We start from the raw sequence: 20436 nt of genomic DNA on the forward strand, positions 1-20436 counted from the left end.
GTTAGCCCTAACTGGTGCGCCGCACCGGGGCGGACCATGCTTGCCGACCAATGAAACAAGGGGCCACTGATGGCGCTCGCCGCCGATCTCCCAATGCCGGCACACAGACGTTCCCGGCGGCCGTCCGGCCTGGCGGTGCCCTTGGGAATCGCCGTCGCGCTCTCTCTCTGCGCCGCGGCGGTGCCGGACGTTCCCTGGCCGTCTCGCGTCCTGACGCTTCTGGCCACCGCCGCCGCGGGCTTCGCGCTGGTCCGCGGCACCCGGAGCGGCGAGGCCGCCGCCGGCACCCTCCCCGATCCGTCGCCGGTGGCGGTCCCGGAAACGAACTCCAGCCGCGCGACGGTTCTGGCCACACCCGAAACCGGCACCCCGCGCGACCTGAAGACGGCCATGAGCCTGTTCAGCTCCGTCATCGTCGATCAGGTGGAAACCTCGGTCGCGGCGGTGGTGCAGGAAAACAGCCAGATGCGCGAAATGGCCCAGGAGATGGCCACCGCCGCGGTGCAGGCCAACGAGCAGTTCGGCAAATCCATGGCCGGCGCCAGCGCCGCGGAGAATTGCATCGAGCGGCTGGGCAGCGTGGGCGAGGGACTGACCGACTCCATCGGCATCATCGTCGGCGAAATGAACGAGACCATGCGGGTGGTCGGCAACGCCACCGAACGGGCCGACACCACCCGCCAATGCGTGGACACCATGGCCGGACTGGCCCAGGACGTCAGCGACACGGTCGGGCTGATCGGCGACATCGCCCGCCAGACCCGCATGCTGGCGCTGAACGCCACCATCGAGGCGGCCCGCGCGGGCGAGGCCGGCAAGGGATTCGCCGTGGTCGCCGGCGAGGTGAAGGCGCTCGCCCATCAGACCGCGACCGCGACCGACACCATCACCGCCCGCATCGCCTCCATGCGCGACACCACCGCGGCGTCGGTGGACGCACTGCGCGAGCTGGTGGACACCATCGCCCAGGTGGACGCCGCCAGCCAGCGCATCGCTTCCGCCGTGCACCAGCAGGAAGGGCTGGCGCGCGAGGTGAACGGCAGCTTGAGCCAGATGCACGACGCCGTGTTCAGCCTGTCGCGGGAAATCCGCGAGGCCGCGCAGATCGCCGCCAACAGCGGCATGCTGTCGGAACTGGTGCTGGACACCGCGAACGAGGTGGACACCCACATGCATCAGTTGCGCGACCGGCTGACGCAGGTGGGCAGCGGCATGGCGATCCAGCCGATGGACGCCGCCACTCCTTCCTCTCCCCCCTCCTATGGCGACGGCGACGGCCGCGCCACTCATGAAAGCCGCACTTGATGAGCAGCACGATCCTCATCCTCGACGATTCACCCACCATGGTCATGAGCCTGTCGCGGATTCTGCAAAAATCCGGCTATGCCGTCGTCACCGCCGCCAACGGCAAGGACGGGCTGGAAAAGCTGAAGACCGGCACCCGGCCCAACCTGATCCTGACCGACCTGAACATGCCGGTGATGGACGGCATCACCTTCATCAAGGAAGCGCGGAAGAATTCCTCCACCCGCTTCACGCCCATCGTGGTGCTGACCACCGAATCCATGCCCGGCAAGCGCGACGAGGCGCGGTCCGCCGGCGCGTCCGGCTGGCTGACCAAGCCGACGCCGCCCGACGAGCTGCTCGCCACCCTCAAGCAGCTTCTGCCATCCTGACCGGAAGGGGAATCCCCGTGGGCTCGAAGGAAGACTGCTCCCGTGTCTGCCGCGTCCTGGCCGCCCAAGTGGCGGAGGTGCAGGCCCGTCTGGAATCCTCCAGCCAGGAACTGGTTGCCACCTTGGACCGGCTTGATGGGCTGCTGACCGCCGACTCCGATCGGAATTCCGCCCAGGCCCGCGAGACCGCCGCCATGCAGGACGCGCTGGACGGGCTTCTCTTCGCGCAGGCGCAGGAGCATGACATCATCCGCCAGATGATGGGAGTGATCGCCCACGCCCTCAGCCTTCTGCCCGACCACATCGACCCCGACCGGCTCGTCGGGCTCTACATCTCCGATGCCCAGCGGAACGTGCATCGGGCGGCGCTGGAGCGGGGTGATGCGGACTGACCCCGACACGCTGGAGGTTGCGCTCGACGGCGCCCGCCTTGCGGTCTTCCGCCACGAACCCGACTGGGCCGGCGATCCGAGCGGAATCGCCGGGAGCCTGCAATGGATCGGCTGCCGCTACGGCGTGGACGGGATGGATGGCCGCGGGTTGGCCGCCCTGCTCGACGCGGTGACCGACAGCGACCGCGGCAGCCTGCTGGGCCTGTTCGCCCCCGGCGGCGGCGCCGTGCGGGGCGGCGAATTCCGCCTGAAGGGGGCGGGGCGCGACATCCATCTGTCCTGCGACGCCATGGTGGAGGCCGGTGGCGGCGAACGCCCGCTGCGGATCACCGGCACCGTCCAGGACATCAGCGAACGGCGCCGGTTCGAGGAGACGCTGAACGACACCCTGCGCTCCAAGCAGACGCTGCTGGCCATCATCGACGCCTCCCCCATCAGCATCTCGGTCGCCGACGCCCGGCTGCCGGACGCCCCGCTGGTCTACGTCAACCGCCGGTTCCAGAGCCTGACGGGCTATGAGCCGGCGGACATCCTGGGCCGGAACTGCCGCTTCCTGCAAGGGCCGGGCAGCGATCCCGGCACGGTGGCCGCCATCCGCCGCGCGGTCGCCCAGGGCGACCGGATCGACACCCGAATCCTGAACTACCGCAAGGACGGCACGCCTTTCGTCAACGCCCTGATGCTGGCGCCCATCCGCGACAGCGACGGCACGGTCACCGCCTACATCGGCTTCCAGAGCGACGTGACCGAGGAGGCCCGGCGGGAGGAGGCCGAACGCCAGCGCCAGCGGATGGAGGTGATGGGCCGCATGATGGGCGGCGTCGCCCATGAGATCAACAACCTGCTCCAGCCCATCACCCTTCTGACCGAGGAACTGTCGGACCGGCACGCGGGCGACGCCGACGGCCCCTATCTGGACATGGTGCTGGATTGCGCGCGCAAGGCGCGGCGGATCATCGGCGACCTTCTGGCCTTCTCGCGCCCCGCCAAACGCGCCACGGACCCGGTGACGGCGGGCGAGCTGATGGCCGCCACCCTGCCGCTGGTGTGCAAGGCCGTCGGTCCGGGGGTGGTGCTGAGCGAACGCATCGCCACCGCGGGGGCCGCGCTGACCTTGCGGGCCGACCGCACAGCCTTCGCCCAGGTGCTGCTGAATCTGGCGGGCAACGCCGCCGCCGCCGTGGGAGGGACCGGCACCATCGACGTGACGCTCGACCTGGAGCCCGCCGACGGGACGGAGCCGCGGCGCGCCCGCATCACCGTGGCCGACGCCGGCTGCGGCATGGGACCCGCGATTCTGGAACGGGCCTTCGAACCCTTCTTCACCACCAAGCCCGTGGGCCAGGGCACCGGGCTGGGCCTGTCGGTCGTCTATGGCTTGGTGAAGGATATGGGCGGCGACATCACGCTGGCCAGCACCCCCGGGGTGGGCACGGTGGCGACCGTGTTCCTGCCCGAATTCGTTCCCCCCGCCGCCTGAGGAGAAACAGCCATGGCACGCATTCTGGTCATCGAAGACGTTCCGTCGGTGATGTTTTCCCTGCGCATGGTGCTGGAGGGACAGGGCCACAAGGTCGCCACCGCCGTCGACGGGGCCGAGGGGCTGGACCGCCTGCGCCGCGAAGGGTTCGACGTGGTGGTGACGGACATCTGGATGCCGGGCAAGGACGGCGCCACCGTGATCCGCGAAGGGAGGGCGGCGGCTCCGGGGACGCGCTTCCTCGCCATCACCGGCGGCTCGCCCAACAGCTCTCCCGGCGGGTCCCCGGATGGCTCCCCAGGCGGCTCCGTCGGTATCGACCATCTGCGGCAGGAAGATTTCGGGGCGGACCGCATCCTGTTCAAACCCTTCGAGCGGCAGGAACTGATCGGTGCCATCGACGCCCTGACCGCCCGTTCCTGACGCCCGTCCACGTTCCGCTCCACCTCCCCACCCACGCGCCCCCCATGAAAGCCACGGCCATGACCTTCCTCCACGATCTCTCGCCCGCGTCCATGCAGAGCGAACGGCAGCGCCTGCTGACCGTCTGGCGGACCTATCTGGGGGACTATCTGCCCATGCCGCAGATCGACCGCCGCATCGTGGAGGATCTGTGCGAGGGCCTGTTCGACGCCTTCGCCGAGGCGCTGGGCAAGGCCCCGCCGGTGATGACCGAGGGATTGCGGGAGCTGCTGTCGGCCCTGTCGGTGGAGTTCGCCGAGCGGGGGCTGACCCCGTCGCAGACGGCCACCTTCGTCTTCAGCCTGAAGCATGTGCTGAACGAGGTCTTTTCCGGCGGCTCGGGAGCGATGGAGGACATCCACAAGTTGATCGACGCCATGGGCCTCTATTCCATGGACGCCTTCATCGGCCGGCGCGAGCAGATCATCCGCCGCCAGAACCAGGAGCTGGTGGACCTGTCGGTTCCCGTGGTGCCGCTGTGGGAGGGGGTTCTGTCCTTGCCCATCATCGGCACGCTGGATTCCAGCCGCGCTCAGGCGATCACGGAAAAGCTGCTGTTCGAAGTTGCCCGCAGCGGGTCGCGCTACGCCATTCTCGACATCAGCGGCGTGCCGATGGTCGATACCCAGACCGCCCAGCATCTGGCGAAGACGGTGGCGGCGGCGCGGCTGATGGGGGCGGAATGCGTCATCACCGGCATCCGTCCGGCCATCGCCCAGGTCATGGTGTCGCTGGGCATCGACCTGGCGACCATCGAGACGCGCTTCTCGCTGGCCGAGGGGCTGCGCTACTGCTTCGGCAAGCTGAACTACACCGTGGTCCGGGGAGACTGACCGGATGCCCGCCTCCGCCCCCTCCCAAGCCCACATCACGCCGCTGGACGGTATCCTGGTCGTCACGCTGCCGCCGCTGCTGGGCGACAGCGACGCCGAACATCTGGCCGAGCAGGTGGGTGAACGGCTGGTGGCGGAGCAGGCGCACGCCGCGCTGATCGACATGGCGCAAATGCGCATGATCGATTCGCACATGGGGCGGGTGTTGAACGCGATGGCCACCATGATCCGCCTGCTGGGCGCCGAGACCATGGTGGCCGGCCTCCGTCCGGAGGTCGCGATGACGATGGTGGAACTGGGTATGGATCTGGGCGGCATTCCCGCCGCCCTGTCGGTCAGGCACGGCCTCGCGGACCTCCGCGCCCGCGCGGGCAGGTCGGAGTGAAGCCCGCCGCGCGCCCGATCCGCGCGACCGTCACCGTCCACGGCGAGGAATCGCTGGCCGCCGCCCACCGGGCGGTGGACGAGGCGGGGCAGGTCCTGGGCTATGGGCTGGTAGACCAGACCAAGCTCATCACCGCCGCCAGCGAACTGGTGCGCAACATCGTGCTCTACGCCGGCACCGGCCAGATGGAGGTTGAAGAGATGGTCCGCGGCGGCCAGAGCGGGCTGCGCCTGACCTTCACCGACGAGGGGCCGGGAATCCCCGACGTGGGCCGCGCCATGCAGGACGGCTACAGCACCGGAAAGGGCATGGGGCTGGGCCTGCCCGGAGCCCGGCGGCTGGTCCATGAATTCTCCATCGACTCCGCCGCCGGAATGGGCACCCGCGTCATCATCGTCCTGTGGAAGCGCTGATGCTGCCCCTGCATTGCCATCGCCGGCTGAGGATCGACGCCCCATCCGCCCTGACGCTCGCCCGTGGGGTGGCCGCCGATCTTGCCGCCGCCCAGGCGCTGGGAGAGGACGCCGCCGCCCGGCTGGCGCTGGTGGTGAGCGAGTTGGGCAGCAACCTGCTGAACCACACGCCGGACGGGGGAAGCTTGCTGCTGCGCCCGCTGACGGCCTGGGACGGCGGCAGGGCGGGGGTGGAGTGCTTGGCGCTGGACCATGGGCCGGGCATCGCCGACCTGGGCCGGGCCATCGCCGGACCGGCCCGCCCGCCGGGGAGCGCACCCGCCGGGGGGCTCGGCTACGGGCTGGGGGCGGTGCGGCGGTTGGCCGACCGCTTCGACATCCACACGCTGCCGGGGGTGGGCACCGCCGTCCTGGCCCGCGTCCTGGCCCGCGTTCCGGAGGAGGAGGACGGCGCCCCGGCGCCCTTCGGCGGCGCGACGATGCTGGCAATGGCCGGCAGCGACTGGTGCGGCGACGGGTGGCTGATGCGACGCGACGGGCTGGTGCTGGCGGTGGACGGGCTGGGGCATGGCGAGGCCGCCGCCGCCGCCGCCCGGCGGGCCGAGGCAGAGACGAAGGCCGCACCGCCGGACGCCGATCCGGGCGCGGTCCTGACGGCGCTCCACCACGCGCTGCGCGACACCCGTGGAGCGGTCGCCACGGTGCTTCGGCTGGAGGGGGAGCGCATCGGCTACGCCGGGGTCGGCAACATCGCGGCCACCCTGATCCGGCAGGGCGCCGGCACAGCCCTTTCCGGCCGCTGGGGCGTGGTGGGCTACAACGCCACCCCGCCGCCCACCGTCTGGATTCCCTGGCAAGCCGGCGACCATGTGGTCCTGCACAGCGACGGCTGTTCCCGGCTGGCCAGCCTGTTCCTGGACCGGCGGCTTCTCCACACCCACCCCGCCCTGGCCGCCGCCGTGCTGATGCGCGACGGCTGCCCGCGCGTGGACGACCAGATGGTGATGGTGCTGCGCCATCCCGCGACCCTTTGAACGAACGCCTCTTCGAACGACGACGGCTCTGGCGGAAAGCGACGACCCATGCATCCCTGCAAACGCATTCTCCTGGTGGACGACAGCAAGCTGGCCCGCATGGCGCTGCGCGCCCTGCTGAACGATCTGGGCATGGAGACCGATGTGATCGAGGCGGCGGACGCCGAAGCGGCGCTGGAGTTGACCGAGCGCATCGCCTTTGACATGGTGTTCATGGACTACAACATGCCGGGCCTGGACGGCCTGTCCGCCGCCGCGGTCATCCGCGCCCGCCAGCCCAACATGGCCATCGCGCTCGTCACCGCCAACGCGCAGGACGACATCCTGGCCAATGCGGAGCGGCTGCGGCTGGGTTTCCTGGGCAAGCCGGTGCGGCGGGAGGACATCCTGCGCTTCGTCGCCGATGCCGGCCCCGGCGCTGCGGAGTCGATGGACCGACCGTGATGTTCGACGCGCTGGAACAGGACGCCGTCACCGAACTGCTGAACGTGGCGGTCAGCCGCTCGGCGGCAGCGCTCAGCCGCATGGTGGGCAAGCCCGTAGCGATGTCGGTGCCCGACGTGCGCGCCTTGTCGCGGGCGGAGGCGCTGGACGCCATCTCCCGCAACCGCGACACGTCGCTGATCGCCGTGGGCGAGCAGTTCAGCGGCCCCTTCTCCGGTCGCGCCCTGCTGGTCTTCCCCGAGGCGCGCAGTCTTCATCTCGTACAGGCCATCGTCGGGGAGCAGATGTCGCTGGAGGAGATCGCCGATCTGGAGGAGGACGCCATGACCGAGGTCGGCAACGTCATCCTCAACAGTTGCTTGGCCAGCATCGCCAACATGCTGGGCTGCCGGATCGAAGCCACCCTGCCCCATTGCTTCCAAGGCGGGGTGGAGCAGATCTTCCGGCGGACCATCCGCGATGACGACGACGGCGTGGTCCTGTTCATGTCCATCGACTTCTCCATCCGGGAGCGGGACATCGGCGGGTTCATCATCCTCCTGCTGGACCTCAACGCCATGTCGAACCTGCGCAGCGCCATCGCCCGCTACGTGGACGGGTTGTGCCGGTCACTGGGCGGCCCGACTTCCTCATGACCCGAACCGATCCGCCGCGATGACCGACCCTTGCCCCTCCGCAACTCCCTCCGTTCTGGACGAGCTGGACATGGGGGTGGTCATCGTCGACGACGCCCGGCGGATCGTCGTCTGGAACACCTGGATGGTCCGCCATTCCGGCATCTCGCGCCGGGCGGCCATCGGGACGGAACTGTTCACCCTGATTCCCGCCATGGCCGGCGGGAGGGTCGATCTCGCGGTGCGGGACGCTCTGGACACCGGGCTTCCGGCGGTGATCTCGCACCACGTCAACCACGACCTGTTCCCGCTGCTGCGCGGCGACGGCCTGACCGACGAACGGGTGGCCCAGTCCATCGTCGTGCGCCCCACCCGCACGGGCCGGGGCATGGGAGGCCTGATCCAGATCTACGACCAGACCGCCGCAGTGGAGCGCGAGCGCAAGCTGCGCGCCCAGCGCAACGCGCGCTACCATGCCATCGTCGACGCCGCCCGCGACTGTTTCATCACCGTGGATGAGGACGGCGCCATCTGGGGCATGAACCCTGCCACGGAGGAGCGGTTCGGCTGTTCCGCCGCGGCGATGCGGGGCCAGCCGATCACCCGCCTTCTGCCGCAGCTTCAGGAACTTCCGTTGCTGGGGGACCCGCTGATGCCGGTCCGCGCCGTGGGGGCGGGGGGAAAGACGTTCGACGCCGAGATCTCCATGGGCTCCTGGATGAACAACGGGGTGCGCCATTTCACCCTGTTCATCCGCGACGTGACCGAGCGCAATCTGACGGCGGAAAACCTGCGCCGGACCGAGCACATCCAGGCGCTTGGCGCGCTGACCGGCGGCGTCGCCCACGAATTCAACAACCTGCTGATGGTCATCCGGGCCAACGCCGAGCTGGTGCTGGCACTCGCCGGCGGCGAGGCCGCGGCCCACGCCGCAGAGATCGTGCAGGCCGCCGACCGGGGCCGCGTCCTGACCGACGGATTGCTGTCCTTCGCCCGACGCCAGCCGCTGAACCCCGTCCGGGTGACGCTGGACGCCGCGGTGGAGGACATCCTGCGGCTGGCCGCTCCGCTGTTGGGCGTGTCGGTGGAGATCGCCGTCGCCCCCATCCTGGCCGGGTCCGCGGTGATGGCCGACCGCACCCAGCTTCAGAACGCGCTTCTGAACCTGCTCATCAACGCGCGGGACGCCATGCCCGACGGCGGGCGGATCACCATCTCCGCCGGTCCCGGCCCGGAACCCGGTCATTGCCACATCGCCGTGGCGGACACCGGAACGGGAATGACTCCGGCGGTTCTCGAAAAGGCCTGCGAGCCCTTCTTCACCACCAAGGACCAGGGGAAGGGCACCGGGCTGGGGTTGAGCATGGTCGCCGGCTTCGCCCGCCAGTCGGGCGGCGACCTTCTGCTGTCCAGCCGCCCGGGGGCCGGGACCACCGCCACCATCCGGCTGCGCTGTGCTGCGCCTGAGGATGCGTCCGCCACCGCCGGGAGCGACGCGGAGGACGCGGAGGAAGGCCCGCCGCCCACCCTGCCCCATCTGCGGTTGCTGTTGACCGAGGACGACCCGCAGGTGCGCGCCGGAGTCCTCGCCATGCTCTCCCGGGGCGGTCACCGGGTGGCCGCCGCCGCCAACGGGCCGGACGCCCTGGACCGTATGGCGGAGGAGGATTTCGACATGCTGGTGACCGACGTCATGCTTCCCCGCGGCATGAACGGGATCGCGCTGGCCTGCGAGGCGCGGCGGATGTTTCCGCAGCTCGCCGTGGTGCTGATGTCGGGGTATCACGGGTTCGACACGGCTCTTCTGGACGCCGTCGGACCCGCGGCGGTCCTGCGCAAGCCCTTCGGCCGCGCCGACCTGGAACGGGCCATCGCTTCCGCCCTTCGGCAGCGGCCCGGTTCGGAATCACGCAACCGCCCTGATACGGTTGGAAAATGATCGCTTCCGTCATTTTCCAACCGTGAAGACTGACAAATCAATGCGTTGGCATTGATTGAAAGGGCCATGACACCGGACGGTGGCGATTTCAGAAGCGGCTCGCCACCGGAAGGCAGGACGTGACGCCCACGAGCAGCGCGGCGTGGCGGGACAGGCCGCTGTCCTGGTTGGCCTGATGAGCGGCAATCCACCGGGGCAGGATGGTGATGGTGGAGCGGATCAGCTCCGCCGGGAAGCGCACCGACGCCCGCAAGGTCCGCAGGGTTCGCGCCATGGCTTCGTGCTCCCTCCGGTGCGCGTCGGCCCCGGCGTAGCGGGTGTCGAGCATCTGCCGCTCCTCATCGGCGAAATGTTCATCCAGTGACGCCAGAAGAGAGGTCAGGACGGGAAACGCCTCCTCCCGCCCGCCGGGACGCTTGGCACAGTCCGCCATTTTTGCAGTCAAAGCGAGTATCTCGCGATGCTGCCGATCGACGAGTTCATCACCGACCGACATCTCGGTTGTCCAGGACAGCGCCATGAGTCCCATGAATGCGTCCTCTCCGCGGTATTTATTCACCTGCGGGAAATCCTGTCAAAACATTCTCGTCGAGTCTACACCCAATTGCTTTCCTCCCGTTGTTTCCACCCATCCCGGCCCTGTCACGCTCGGTGCCCGGCCCTCCTGGGGTCAACCCTGATAGGGCGCACCCCAATAGGGTCGCCCCCATCTGCCGCCGCCACCGGGGCGGTGCCACAGTGCCGCGCGCCCTTCGGCAGGGCGAATTGATCGACTTGGAGTGGAACGATGGCACTGGTGAAGAAGGCGGACGTTGGCCAACCGGGAACCGCTGGGACGGGCACGATCTCCGGCAACGGGCGGGGCAGCGCCACCGCCGACGCCCAGCGCAAGCGCGCGCGCACCTTCGCCCGCCAGCAGAAGGTGGCCGAACGGGTGGCTTCCGCCACATCGCAGATGGCCAGCGGCATTTCCGAATCCGCGTCCGCGTCCGAACAGCTCCGCAAATCGATGGAGCAGATCGCGGCCGGTGCCCAGGAAGCTTCGGGCGCCGCCCAGGAATCGATGACCGCCGTCACCAACATCGCCAAGGCCATCCTGGAATCCAAGGACCAGGCCGAGGTCAGCCGGCAGAAGTCCACTCAGCTCCAGCTCCTGCTGGCCGAGGTCAGCGCCCAGATCGCCGCGTCGGTGACCAGCATCGGCGCCAACGCCGAACGCCAGCTTGCGTCGGTGGACATGGTGGTGGAACTGGAGAAGCAGGCCGCCAACATCGGCGAGATCGTCAAGGCCGTGGCCCGCATCGCCGACCAGACCAACCTCCTGGCCCTGAACGCCGCCATCGAGGCCGCCCGCGCCGGCCAGCACGGCAAGGGCTTCGCCGTCGTCGCCGACGAGGTGCGGACGCTGGCCGAGACCTCCGAGAAGAGCGCCCGCGACATCCAGGAGCTGGTCGGCCAGATCCAGAGCGAGGTGACGGTCATCGCCCAGGGCATCAACACCGCCGCCGAAGCCGCCAAGGGCGAGGTGGAAAAGGGCCGCACCGTCACCGGGCAGCTTGAGCAGATGCGCACCGACATCCAGATCCTGGGGAAGGGTGCCGGCGACATCGCCGCCTCCGCCATCGAGGCCGAGCGCGCCGCCCGCGAGGCGCAGAAGGGGTCGGAGAGCATCGCCGCCGCCGCCGAGGAACAGTCCGCCGCCTGCGACGAGGCCCTGCGCACCGTCGATCAGCAGACCGCCGCGCTGAGCCAGTCGCAGACCGCGTCGGGAGAACTTCAGACGATTGCGGAGGATCTGCGCAACTCCACCGACATCACCAAGAGCGCCGAGGAGGTCGCCTCCGCCGCCGAGGAGCTGTCCGCCGCGGTCCAGGAGATCTCCAGCGCCGCCACCCAGATCATGGCCGCCATCGAGCAGATCTCCAAGGGCGCGCAGCAGTCCTCCGCCGCCACGCAGCAATCCTCCGCCGCGATCAACCAGATCGAGCGCAGCGCCAAGCTGTTCCAGGACAACGCCGGGGATTCGCTGGAGCGCGCCCAGCTCCTGACCAAGCTGCTGAACGACAGCAACACGGCCATCGAAGGGCTGATCGAGGGCGTGATCCAGGCACTGGACGAGACCCGCAAATCCAACCAGCTCATGAACAACCTGGAGCAGGTCAGCCGCCGCATCGACAAGATCGTGGACGCCATCTCCACGGTGGCGGTGCAGACCAACATGCTGGCCGTCAACGGCTCCATCGAGGCGGCGCGGGCCGGCGAGTTCGGCAAGGGCTTCGCCGTGGTGTCCACCGACATCCGCAACCTCGCCCGCGACAGCGCCGAGAACGCCGACCGCATCAAGGACGTGGTGAAGGCGACCCAGGACCAGATCGTCGCCGTCCGCAGCGATCTGGAGCAGATCGCGACCTCCGCCCTGGCGGAAGTGGAAAAGAACAAGGCGATCACCCTGAACCTGACCAACGCCGCGCGGGACATGGGAGTCGTGCTGAACGGCAACAGCAGCATCCGCAGCGGGGCCGAGGAAATCCTGGCCGCCCTGGAGGAGGCCAAGAAGGGCGTGCAGCAGATCGCCGCCGCCGCCGAGGAAGCCTCCCGCGCCGCCCAGGAAGCCTCCGCCGCCGCCAAGCAGCAGGCCCGCGGGGCCGAGGAACTGGCCGCCGCCGTCGAGGAGATCGCCAGCCTCGCCGACGAACTCCAGAATTCCGCCGATTGAGGGGCGACCCGCAAGCGCCAAATCCGCGAGGAAGGGTTGACCCATGACCATCAACACTGCGGCAACCGCCGATACGGGCCCCGCCGGTGACACGCGGCAATACGTGACCTTCTACGTCAAGGACGAGATGTTCGCGGTGCCGCTGGCCGAGGTCCAGGAAATCATCCGCATGCCGCCCGTGGTCGGCGTGCCGAAAAGTCCGGCCAGCCTGGAAGGGCTCGCCAACCTGCGCGGCACGGTCATGTCGGTGACCAGCCTGCGCCGGATCTTCCAGTTCGAGGACCGCCCCCACGACGACTCCACCCGCGTCGTGGTGCTGAACCAGGGCGTTCCGGTGGGCTTCGTGGTGGACCGCATGGCCGCCGTGGTGACGGTGGACCCCGGCCAGATCGAACCCGCCGAGACGATCCAGGCGACGGTGGAGACCGACCTGCTGCGCGGCATGATCAAAGGCGTCAACGGCCACGCCATGATCATGATCATCGACCCGCAGCGGCTGATCCAGCGCGAGAACGGCGGGGAGAACGCCGTCCGCTCCCGCGCGGCGCGGGTGACCGCGGCGGGCGACCTGGGGCGCGCCCAGGCCGACGGCGCGGTCAGCGACGAACTCCAGTTGGTCAGCTTCGAGGTGGCGCGGCAGGAATACGCGCTGGGCATCGAAAGCGTGCAGGAGATCGTGCAGGTGCCCGACCTCATCAGCCGCATCCCCCGCACCGACGCCTATGTGCTGGGGGTGATGACCCTGCGCAACCGGCTGCTGCCGCTGGTCAGCCTGCGGGCGATGTTCCGGTTGCCGGAAACGCCGCTGGACGAGCGCAGCAAGATCGTCGTCGTTCCGCTGGACGAACGCAACTCGGTCGGCGTGGTGATGGACACGGTGCGCGAGGTCCTTCGCGTGCGCAAGGACGTGGTGGACCCGCTGCCGGCCATGCTGGGCGACGGACGGGGCGAGATCCAATCGATCTGCCGCCTGAACAACGGGCGCCGGCTGGTGTCGATCCTGTCCGCCGAGCAGCTTTTCCACCACGACGCCGTGCGTTCGGCCCTCGCCGCCGTTCGGGATCAGGAGGGCACCGAGATGGCCGATGACACGTTCACCCGCAGCGTCCTGGCGGACGAGGAGGAGCAGTTCGTCGTCTTCCGCCTGGGCAACGAGGAGTATGGCGCGCCGATCGCCAGCGTGAACGAGATCGTCCGCGTTCCGGAGGAGCTGACCCGCGTGCCGAAGACCGCGGCCTTCATCGAAGGGGTGGTGAATCTGCGCGGCTCGGTCCTGCCGGTGATCGACCAGCGCCGCCGCTTCGACCTGCCGGATGTGGAGCGCAACGACCGCCAGCGGATCATGGTCTTCACCATCGCCGGCAAGCGCACCGGCTTCATCGTCGACAGCGTGTCGGAGGTCCTGAAGATCCCCCGCTCCGCCATAGGCCCCACCCCGTCCATGTCCGAGGAGCAGACCCGCCTGATCGGGCGCGTCGCCAACCTGGAGAAAAGCAAGCGGATGATCCTGCTGCTCGACGTGGACAACCTTCTCGACACCGCCGAGGTCGCGGCGGTCGGGGAGTATGCGGGGGAAGCCGCCTGAACCGGGGCGATCACACGCCGCCTGAACCACCAGCCAGATTGCCGGTCATGATAAAGCTGCTGATCGTTGACGATTCCGCCCTGATGCGGCGCCATATGGGGCGGATCTTCGGAGAGCAAGGGGACTTCGAGATCACCTTCGCCCGCAACGGCGCGGAAGCCCTGGCTGCGGTGCGCGAACAGCAGCCCGATGTGGTGACGCTCGACGTCAACATGCCGGAGATGGACGGGCTGACCTGCCTCAGCCACATCATGACCGAGAGTCCGCGGCCGGTGGTGATGGTGTCGTCGCTGACCTCGAAGGGGGCGATGGCGACCCTGGAGGCGCTGGAGCTGGGGGCCGTGGACTTCATCCCCAAGCCCGACGGCACGGTGTCGCTGACCATCGACACCATCGAGCGGGAGCTGGTGGCGAAGGTGCGGGCGGCGGCCAAGGCGCGGCTGCGCACCCGCAACCTGGCGCAGCGCATCCGCCGCCAGCACGCCGGGCTGACCGCTCCGCCGCCCCGCGCGGCCGCCCCAAAGCCCGCCGCGAGAACCGCGGCCGGCGCCGCCGACGCGATGGCGGGGCGCGGACTGGTGCTGATCGGGGTTTCGACCGGCGGACCGGGAGCCCTGGACTGCATCCTGCCGCTGCTGCCCGCCGATTTCCGCTGGCCGGTGGTCGTCTGCCAGCACATGCCGGCCAACTTCACCGGGGTTCTCGCCCGCCGTCTGGACAACGCCAGCGCGATCGAGGTGCGGGAGGTGGACAGCCCCACGCTGCTGCGCCCCGGCACCGCCTACATCGCGCGCGGCGACGCCGACCTGCTGATCGCCCGCCGGCCCAACGGCCTGACGGCACTGCCGGCCCCGGCGTCGCCCACCCACATCTGGCACCCCAGCGTCGACCGCATGGTCGAAAGCGCGCTGGAGGTGGTGGAGCCCGCCCGGCTGATCGGCGTGCTGCTGACCGGCATGGGCAACGACGGGGCGGCGGCGATGGCCACCCTGCGCGAGCGGCGGGGCCGCACCATCGCCGAATCGGAAGAAACCGCCGTCGTCTGGGGGATGCCCCAGGATCTGATCCGCCGGGGCGGGGCCGACGTGGTCCTGCCCGTCCACCGCGTCGTCGAGCAACTGGAAAAATGGGTGCGTTGACATGCCGCTCGTGAAGGCTCCTTCCGGCGCCGCCGCCTCCGGCGGTCCCGACCGGGACATCGCCAGCCGCGATTCCGTGCTGGCCGACATGAACGCCGACAGCGCGGACCGGCGCCGTACCGCCGCCCGCGCCTGCCGCGCCTTTCCCGACGCCATCGACCTGATCGCCGGGCGGCTGGAGGTCGAGGACGACACCCGCGTGGTGGAGGCGCTGGTGCTGAATCTGGTCGCCATCGGCGGGCCGGCGGCGGCGGCGGTTCTCGCCCCGCTGCTGCGCTCCGACCGGGCGGGCTGCCGCTTCGCCGCCGCCGAGGCGCTGGCCGACATGGGGCAGGACGCCCTGCCCTTCTTCGACACGCTGATCCGCGACCCCGACCCGCAGGTGCGCATCATGGCCGCCGAGATCGGACGCGGCCGGGCCGGCGGCGCCGTGGCCCAGACGCTGGAGCATCTGTTGGCCTCGGAGAAGGAGGTCAACGTGTGCTGCGCCTTCATCGACGTGCTGGCGGAAACCGGCACGGCGAACACGGCGGCGGTTCTGGCCGCCGTCCTGCAACGCATCCCGAACAGCCCGTTCCTGCGGTTTTCCGTGGAAACCGCCTTGTCCCGCCTTCCCACCGACTGAAAGGGACATCCCCCATGGCGATGCCCAGGACGGCCGGATCGTCGCAACCCACCGTGGTCACGGACGAGGAGTTCGCGCGCTTCTGCGAATTCATCTACCGCCGCACCGGACTGTCGTACGGCGAGGCGAAACGCTACTTCATCGACCGCCGCATCCTGGAACGGGTGGAGCGCAGCGGGGTCAGCAGCGTGCAGTCCTATCTGGCGCTCCTGCGCTTCGACAGCACGGGGCGCGAACTGGAAGAGATCGTCAACAGTCTGACCGTCAACGAAACCTATTTCTGGCGGGAGGAGTACCAGTTCGCCTGTCTCGCCAACTCCATCCTGCCCGAGGTGGTCCGCGGCAAGCGGCGCGGCGAGCCGGTGCGCATCTGGTCCCTGCCCTGCTCCACCGGGGAGGAGCCCTACTCCATCGCCATCTGGCTGCTGGAGAACTGGGCCGACGTGGACCAGTACGACGTGGAGATCATCGCGTCGGACATCGACACCCAGGTCCTTTCCGCCGCCCGCCAGGGGCTGTACGACGCGCGGTCGGTGCAGCGGCTGCCGAAATGGGTGCTGGACCGCTACTTCGAACGGCCCTCCAGCGACCGTTGGCAAATCGTGGATTCGCTGCGCAACTCCATCGAGTTCACCCGGATCAACGCCTCCGACCGGGCGCAGATGGCCTGCATGACGGACATCGACGTCATCTTCTGCCGCAACATGCTGATCTACTTCGACGATGTGTCCCGCCGCGAGGTCGCGGACAGCATGTATTCCAGCCTGCGTCCCGGCGGCTTCGTCTGCCTGGGGCATTCCGAATCCATGAGCCGGATCTCCCCGCTGTTCGCGGTCCGCCGCTTCACGGACGCCATCGTCTACCAGAGGCCAGCCCGATGAGCCCCAGCACGACACCCCCCGTCCCGACAGGCCCGACCGGCATCGGCCCCACCGGCATCGGCAGCGACGCGCACGTCCGTGCCCACCCGCCGAAGCGGTTGCTGATCGTCGACGACGCGGCGCTGATCCGGGCCTATTACCGGCAGGCGCTGGAACAGCCCGGCGGCTACACCGTGGACGAGGCCTTCAACGGGATCGAGGCGCTGGAGAAGGCGCTGAGCGGCCCCTACGACCTGATCCTGGTCGATGTGAACATGCCCAAGATGGACGGCCTGACCTTCGTCCGCACCCTGCGCACGACGGAGGAGATCGCCTGCCTGCCGGTGATGATGACCAGCACCCTGAACCGGGACAAGGACATCGCCGCCGCCCGCGCGGTGGGGGTGAACCTGTATCTGGTCAAGCCGATCAGCGTGGACGACCTGCGCCTGTTCGCCGCCATCATGACGGGAGCGACCGAGCCATGAGCCCCCTTCTCGCCCAGTTCCTGGTGGAAGCCCGCGAACAGATCGCCGCGACCACCGACGGCCTGCTGGGGCTGGAACGCGATCCCCACAGCGGCGGGCTGCTCAACGCCGTGTTCCGCTCGGTCCATACGCTGAAGGGATCGTCGGGACTGTTCGACATCCCGGCCCTGACCGCCGTGCTGCACGCGGGCGAGGATCTGCTGGTCGCCCTGCGCGAACACCGGCTGGTGCTGGACCCCGCGATGCTGGACCAGATCCTGGCGGCGCTCGACCTCGTGTCGGCGTGGCTGGACCACATCGAGGACACCGAGACCCTGCCCGACACCGCCGCCGAGCGCGGGCGCCCAGTCATCGCCGCCCTGCGCGCCTGGCTGGACGGCCCCCCGGCGGACGGGGAGGCGGACGCGGCAACCGACGCCGGAAACGGGCACGGCGCGGAGACGGAGGAAGCCGAAGCCCTGCCGCGCTGGCTGTCCGGCGTGCCGGAAGACGCGCTGATGGACGCGGCGGAGCGGGCGGCGGCGGCCGGCGCCCCGGTCCTGGCCATCACCTACCGTCCCGAACCCCAGTGCTTCTTCAAGGGCGACGATCCGCTGGCCCTGATGACGCAGGTGCCCGAACGCGCCCATCTGGCGGCGGTTCCCCCGGTCGCCTGGTCGCCGCTGGCCGAATACGACCCCTTTTCCTGCGTTCTGTCCTTCCAGGCCCTGTCCACCGCCCCCCGCAAGGAGGTGGCGCATCTGCTGCGTTACGTCGGCAACCAGTCCGACCTGATCGAGATCGAGCCCGCGATCCTGGCCCTGGCGGGTTTGCCCCCGGTCGCCGGTCCGGCGGCGGCGCTGGCCGAGCCGCTGACCCTGCTGCTGGAGCGCGGCGACCGCCCCGGGCTGGCCGAGGCCGCCCGGATCATGGCCGAGGAGGAGACGGGCGACGACGAGGCCGCGGCGGCGCTGCTGCGCCGTCTGGCCCGGCTGGCGGGAGCGGAGAGCGCCGACCGGTCGGTTCTGGAGCCGTTGATCGCCGCCCTGGGCGGCGGCCCCGCGGAACCGGCCCAGCCGCCGCTGAGCGAGGCGGTTCTGCGCGTTCTGGACGAGCAGCGCCGGACGCTGGAGGCGGTGCGCTCCGCCGCATGGCTGGCCGGAAGCATCGGCGCCGCCGCCAAGGTGGCGGCCAACGCCCTGCGCTTCAGCGGGCGGAGTGGCGAGGCCGAACGGATGCTGCGGGCCGGCGACGCTGCCCTGAACGCCGGAAACGCCAAGCCGCTTCTGGACGCCATCGCCGAGGTTCTGGACCCGCCGGCCGCTCCGAAGCCGGTCGCCGCGCCTGTGCCCGCGGCGAAGCCGCTCCGCCGGACCGCTCCGCCGGCATCCGCCGCTCCGAAGACCATGGCGGCACCGTCTCCGGCAGCCGGAAGCGGCGGTGCCCCGCAGGATGGGGGCGATCGTCCTTCCACCGTTCTGCGCGTGGACCAGGGCCGGATCGACGCGCTGATGAACCTGATCGGCGAGCTTGTGGTGGCCAAGAACGGCCTGCCCTTCCTGGCCCGCCGGGCCGAGAACGTCTACGGCTCGCGCGAGATGGCGCGGGAGATCAAGGAGCAGCACGCCGTCATCGACCGCATCGCGCTGGAGCTGCGCAACAGCATCATGCAGGTGCGGATGCTGCCGGTGTCCACCGTGTTCCAGCGCTTTCCCCGTCTGGTCCGCGATCTGTCGCGCAAGCTGAACAAGCACGTCGATCTGGTGATCGAGGGCGAGGAGACCCAGGCCGACAAGACGGTCATCGAGAATCTGTTCGAACCGATCCTGCATCTGGTGCGCAACAGCCTGGACCACGGGTTCGAGGCCGACCGCGCCGCCGCCGGCAAGCCGGAAACCGCCCGCCTCACCCTGGGCGCCAGCCAGGACAACGATCAGGTCATCATCCGCATCGCCGACGACGGACGCGGAATCGACCCCGCCGTGATGCGCGAGAAGGCGGTCGAAAAGGGCCTGATGGACCGCGACGCCGCCCAGCGGCTGAGCGACGGGGAGGCGATCAACCTCATCTTCGCCGCCGGCTTCTCCACCGCCGCCGCGGTGACGGACGTCAGCGGGCGCGGAGTCGGAATGGACGCCGTGCGCACCGCCATCGAAAAGACCGGCGGGCGGGTGGAACTGACCAGCGTCCCCGGAACCGGGACCACGGTCAGCCTGCATCTGCCGCTGAGCATGGCCGTCACACGGGTGATGACGCTGGAGGTGTCGGGCCGGCAGTTCGGCATTCCGATGGACGAGATCGCCGAAACGGTGCGCATCCCGCGCGGCGACGTGGTGGCGATCAAGGACAAGGAAGCCTTCCTGCTGCGCGACCGCATCATCCCCCTGGTGCATCTGGACCGCTTGCTGGACCTGCCGCCCAAGGCCGAGGCCGAGGAGGTCGCCGTGCTGGTGGTGCGGGTGGACAAGCAGGCGGTCGGCCTCGCCATCGAAGCCTTCGGTGAAGGGATGGAGGTCATCGTGAAGCCGCTGGACGGCCCGCTGTCCGGGATGCCGGGCTATCTGGGCACGGCGCTGCTGGGCGACGGCCGGGTGCTGCTGGTCATGAACCTGAAGGAGCTTGTCGAATGATCCGGCTTGACGGAGCCACCATCCATCTCGAAGGCGCCTGCCCGGTGGAAGAGGCCGAGCGGCTTCTGGAACTGCTGCAGACGGGCACCCCCACAGGCTTCGACCTGGGCGGCTGCCGGTCCGTCCACACGGCGGTCCTCCAGCTTCTCCTGGCCTCGCCCCTGCCCATCCGGATGCCGCCCGCCGAGTCCCTGCTGGCCGCCCTGCTGGCGGGCCGCTTTGGACAGCCTGAACCCGGCGGGCCCGAACCCGACGGACCCGAACCCAACGGGAGGTGAACCGCCCCGGGTTTGTCGGAGGCCCCGTTTCATGAGCGGATGGGGTCGTCATGACGAAACCGGCGTCACCCAAATACGCCCCTGAAGTCCGCGAGCGCGCGGTGCGGATGGTGTTCGAGCACGAAGCCGAGCATGCCTCGCAGTGGGCGGCGATCAGCTCGATTTGTCCCCTCCCCCGCTGCGCGGGGGAGGGTCAGCGAGGGGGCCCAACTCCAGCACCCCTAACACGACAAAAAGCCGGCGCTTCCCTTGCGGAGAAGCGCCGGCTTTGTCGTTCATGAAGCCGATTGTCGCGTGACTGTACAACGTTCCGCTGCGTCCGGACCGGTTTTGGTCGGGCGTGTGCCGTGGTGACCTGGCGGCGACCTACTCTCCCACGTCTTGAGACGCAGTACCATCGGCGCTGAGGCGTTTCACGGCCGAGTTCGGGATGGGATCGGGTGTTGGGAGCCTCGCCATGACCA

Annotated in this window: 21 protein-coding genes and 1 rRNA gene; 20 read left to right on the forward strand and 2 right to left on the reverse strand. The window is 69.5% G+C overall.

What is annotated here, in order from left to right:
- Positions 1–141 precede the first annotated feature (141 nt).
- Genes DS843_RS13060 through DS843_RS13110 form a run of 12 tightly spaced genes read left to right on the forward strand, consistent with a single transcriptional unit; the run spans position 142 to position 9672 of the window.
- Positions 142–1305 (forward strand): methyl-accepting chemotaxis protein, encoded by a 1164-nt coding sequence (locus DS843_RS13060; protein ID WP_167525291.1) that lies wholly within the window; start codon positions 142–144, stop codon positions 1303–1305.
- Positions 1305–1676, forward strand: coding sequence for a response regulator (locus tag DS843_RS13065; protein WP_149469322.1), 372 nt, complete (start codon positions 1305–1307; stop codon positions 1674–1676). Before DS843_RS13060 ends, DS843_RS13065 begins: the two co-directional genes overlap by 1 nt.
- Before the next feature lie 17 nt (positions 1677–1693).
- Positions 1694–2068, forward strand: a complete 375-nt coding sequence (locus DS843_RS13070) for a hypothetical protein (protein ID WP_149469323.1) — start codon at positions 1694–1696, stop codon at positions 2066–2068.
- The gene (locus tag DS843_RS13075; RefSeq protein WP_167525292.1) at positions 2058–3548 is read left to right on the forward strand and encodes an ATP-binding protein; all 1491 of its coding nucleotides are present in this window, start codon (positions 2058–2060) and stop codon (positions 3546–3548) included. Before DS843_RS13070 ends, DS843_RS13075 begins: the two co-directional genes overlap by 11 nt.
- 12 nt (positions 3549–3560) lie before the next feature.
- On the forward strand, positions 3561–3971 hold the full coding sequence (locus DS843_RS13080; protein WP_149469325.1) for a response regulator transcription factor: 411 nt from the start codon (positions 3561–3563) through the stop codon (positions 3969–3971).
- A gap of 59 nt (positions 3972–4030) precedes the next feature.
- A complete protein-coding gene (locus DS843_RS13085; protein WP_167525293.1) occupies positions 4031–4843 on the forward strand; it encodes an STAS domain-containing protein in 813 nt (270 codons plus the stop codon).
- Between the two features lie 4 nt (positions 4844–4847).
- The gene (locus tag DS843_RS13090) at positions 4848–5228 is read left to right on the forward strand and encodes an STAS domain-containing protein (protein ID WP_149469327.1); all 381 of its coding nucleotides are present in this window, start codon (positions 4848–4850) and stop codon (positions 5226–5228) included.
- Complete coding sequence (locus DS843_RS13095) at positions 5225–5641, forward strand: anti-sigma regulatory factor (protein ID WP_208852232.1); 417 nt, start codon at positions 5225–5227, stop codon at positions 5639–5641. Before DS843_RS13090 ends, DS843_RS13095 begins: the two co-directional genes overlap by 4 nt.
- On the forward strand, positions 5641–6675 hold the full coding sequence (locus DS843_RS13100; RefSeq protein ID WP_149469328.1) for an ATP-binding protein: 1035 nt from the start codon (positions 5641–5643) through the stop codon (positions 6673–6675). Before DS843_RS13095 ends, DS843_RS13100 begins: the two co-directional genes overlap by 1 nt.
- A 48-nt stretch (positions 6676–6723) precedes the next feature.
- The gene (locus tag DS843_RS13105; protein ID WP_149469329.1) at positions 6724–7119 is read left to right on the forward strand and encodes a response regulator; all 396 of its coding nucleotides are present in this window, start codon (positions 6724–6726) and stop codon (positions 7117–7119) included.
- Entirely contained in the window at positions 7119–7754 is a 636-nt protein-coding gene (locus DS843_RS31185) for a chemotaxis protein CheX (protein WP_167525294.1), read from the forward strand. The genes DS843_RS13105 and DS843_RS31185 overlap by 1 nt, the downstream gene beginning before the upstream one ends.
- A 19-nt stretch (positions 7755–7773) precedes the next feature.
- A complete protein-coding gene (locus DS843_RS13110) occupies positions 7774–9672 on the forward strand; it encodes a hybrid sensor histidine kinase/response regulator (RefSeq protein WP_167525295.1) in 1899 nt (632 codons plus the stop codon).
- Positions 9673–9760: 88 nt separating this feature from the next.
- Here DS843_RS13110 and DS843_RS13115 read toward each other — a convergent pair whose 3' ends face one another.
- On the reverse strand, positions 9761–10192 hold the full coding sequence (locus DS843_RS13115) for a bacteriohemerythrin (protein WP_167525296.1): 432 nt from the start codon (positions 10190–10192) through the stop codon (positions 9761–9763).
- Between the two features lie 267 nt (positions 10193–10459).
- On the opposite strand from DS843_RS13115, the gene DS843_RS13120 reads away from it, so the two are divergent.
- Genes DS843_RS13120 through DS843_RS13155 form a run of 8 tightly spaced genes read left to right on the forward strand, consistent with a single transcriptional unit; the run spans position 10460 to position 19972 of the window.
- Positions 10460–12388: a methyl-accepting chemotaxis protein gene (locus DS843_RS13120; protein ID WP_149469332.1), complete on the forward strand. Its 1929-nt coding sequence runs from the start codon at positions 10460–10462 to the stop codon at positions 12386–12388.
- Between the two features lie 43 nt (positions 12389–12431).
- Complete coding sequence (locus tag DS843_RS13125) at positions 12432–13973, forward strand: chemotaxis protein CheW (protein ID WP_149469333.1); 1542 nt, start codon at positions 12432–12434, stop codon at positions 13971–13973.
- A 47-nt stretch (positions 13974–14020) separates the two neighbouring features.
- A complete protein-coding gene (cheB, locus tag DS843_RS13130) occupies positions 14021–15112 on the forward strand; it encodes a chemotaxis-specific protein-glutamate methyltransferase CheB (RefSeq protein ID WP_149469334.1) in 1092 nt (363 codons plus the stop codon).
- A gap of 1 nt (position 15113) precedes the next feature.
- Positions 15114–15737 carry a HEAT repeat domain-containing protein gene (locus tag DS843_RS13135; RefSeq protein WP_149469335.1) on the forward strand — a complete coding sequence of 208 codons (624 nt, stop codon included), beginning with the start codon at positions 15114–15116 and terminating at the stop codon, positions 15735–15737.
- A 14-nt stretch (positions 15738–15751) separates the two neighbouring features.
- Positions 15752–16618 (forward strand): CheR family methyltransferase, encoded by an 867-nt coding sequence (locus DS843_RS13140; protein WP_286192077.1) that lies wholly within the window; start codon positions 15752–15754, stop codon positions 16616–16618.
- Positions 16615–17085: a response regulator gene (locus tag DS843_RS13145; RefSeq protein ID WP_149469336.1), complete on the forward strand. Its 471-nt coding sequence runs from the start codon at positions 16615–16617 to the stop codon at positions 17083–17085. Before DS843_RS13140 ends, DS843_RS13145 begins: the two co-directional genes overlap by 4 nt.
- Positions 17082–19694, forward strand: coding sequence for a chemotaxis protein CheA (locus DS843_RS13150; protein WP_149469337.1), 2613 nt, complete (start codon positions 17082–17084; stop codon positions 19692–19694). The genes DS843_RS13145 and DS843_RS13150 overlap by 4 nt, the downstream gene beginning before the upstream one ends.
- Complete coding sequence (locus DS843_RS13155; protein WP_149469338.1) at positions 19691–19972, forward strand: hypothetical protein; 282 nt, start codon at positions 19691–19693, stop codon at positions 19970–19972. The genes DS843_RS13150 and DS843_RS13155 overlap by 4 nt, the downstream gene beginning before the upstream one ends.
- Positions 19973–20325: 353 nt before the next feature.
- On the opposite strand, the gene rrf is transcribed toward DS843_RS13155, so the two are convergent.
- Positions 20326–20436 (reverse strand): 5S ribosomal RNA (gene rrf, locus DS843_RS13165); the annotation flags it as partial.

The sequence above is a fragment of the Roseomonas genomospecies 6 genome (genome assembly GCF_008365375.1).
Lineage (GTDB): Bacteria > Pseudomonadota > Alphaproteobacteria > Azospirillales > Azospirillaceae > Azospirillum.

What these genes read in the sequence shown, in the direction of transcription:
- DS843_RS13110 (WP_167525295.1), top strand. Translation starts at nt 7,774, where the DNA reads ATGACCGACCCTTGCCCCTCCGCAACTCCCTCCGTTCTGGACGAGCTG.
- DS843_RS13085 (WP_167525293.1), top strand. Translation starts at nt 4,031, where the DNA reads ATGACCTTCCTCCACGATCTCTCGCCCGCGTCCATGCAGAGCGAACGG.
- DS843_RS13125 (WP_149469333.1), top strand. Translation starts at nt 12,432, where the DNA reads ATGACCATCAACACTGCGGCAACCGCCGATACGGGCCCCGCCGGTGAC.
- DS843_RS13105 (WP_149469329.1), top strand. Translation starts at nt 6,724, where the DNA reads ATGCATCCCTGCAAACGCATTCTCCTGGTGGACGACAGCAAGCTGGCC.
- DS843_RS13150 (WP_149469337.1), top strand. Translation starts at nt 17,082, where the DNA reads ATGAGCCCCCTTCTCGCCCAGTTCCTGGTGGAAGCCCGCGAACAGATC.
- DS843_RS13135 (WP_149469335.1), top strand. Translation starts at nt 15,114, where the DNA reads ATGCCGCTCGTGAAGGCTCCTTCCGGCGCCGCCGCCTCCGGCGGTCCC.
- DS843_RS13080 (WP_149469325.1), top strand. Translation starts at nt 3,561, where the DNA reads ATGGCACGCATTCTGGTCATCGAAGACGTTCCGTCGGTGATGTTTTCC.
- DS843_RS13090 (WP_149469327.1), top strand. Translation starts at nt 4,848, where the DNA reads ATGCCCGCCTCCGCCCCCTCCCAAGCCCACATCACGCCGCTGGACGGT.
- DS843_RS13145 (WP_149469336.1), top strand. Translation starts at nt 16,615, where the DNA reads ATGAGCCCCAGCACGACACCCCCCGTCCCGACAGGCCCGACCGGCATC.
- cheB (WP_149469334.1), top strand. Translation starts at nt 14,021, where the DNA reads ATGATAAAGCTGCTGATCGTTGACGATTCCGCCCTGATGCGGCGCCAT.
- DS843_RS31185 (WP_167525294.1), top strand. Translation starts at nt 7,119, where the DNA reads ATGTTCGACGCGCTGGAACAGGACGCCGTCACCGAACTGCTGAACGTG.
- DS843_RS13100 (WP_149469328.1), top strand. Translation starts at nt 5,641, where the DNA reads ATGCTGCCCCTGCATTGCCATCGCCGGCTGAGGATCGACGCCCCATCC.
- DS843_RS13140 (WP_286192077.1), top strand. Translation starts at nt 15,752, where the DNA reads ATGGCGATGCCCAGGACGGCCGGATCGTCGCAACCCACCGTGGTCACG.
- DS843_RS13155 (WP_149469338.1), top strand. Translation starts at nt 19,691, where the DNA reads ATGATCCGGCTTGACGGAGCCACCATCCATCTCGAAGGCGCCTGCCCG.
- DS843_RS13120 (WP_149469332.1), top strand. Translation starts at nt 10,460, where the DNA reads ATGGCACTGGTGAAGAAGGCGGACGTTGGCCAACCGGGAACCGCTGGG.
- DS843_RS13065 (WP_149469322.1), top strand. Translation starts at nt 1,305, where the DNA reads ATGAGCAGCACGATCCTCATCCTCGACGATTCACCCACCATGGTCATG.
- DS843_RS13115 (WP_167525296.1), bottom strand. Translation starts at nt 10,192, where the DNA reads ATGGCGCTGTCCTGGACAACCGAGATGTCGGTCGGTGATGAACTCGTC.
- DS843_RS13075 (WP_167525292.1), top strand. Translation starts at nt 2,058, where the DNA reads ATGCGGACTGACCCCGACACGCTGGAGGTTGCGCTCGACGGCGCCCGC.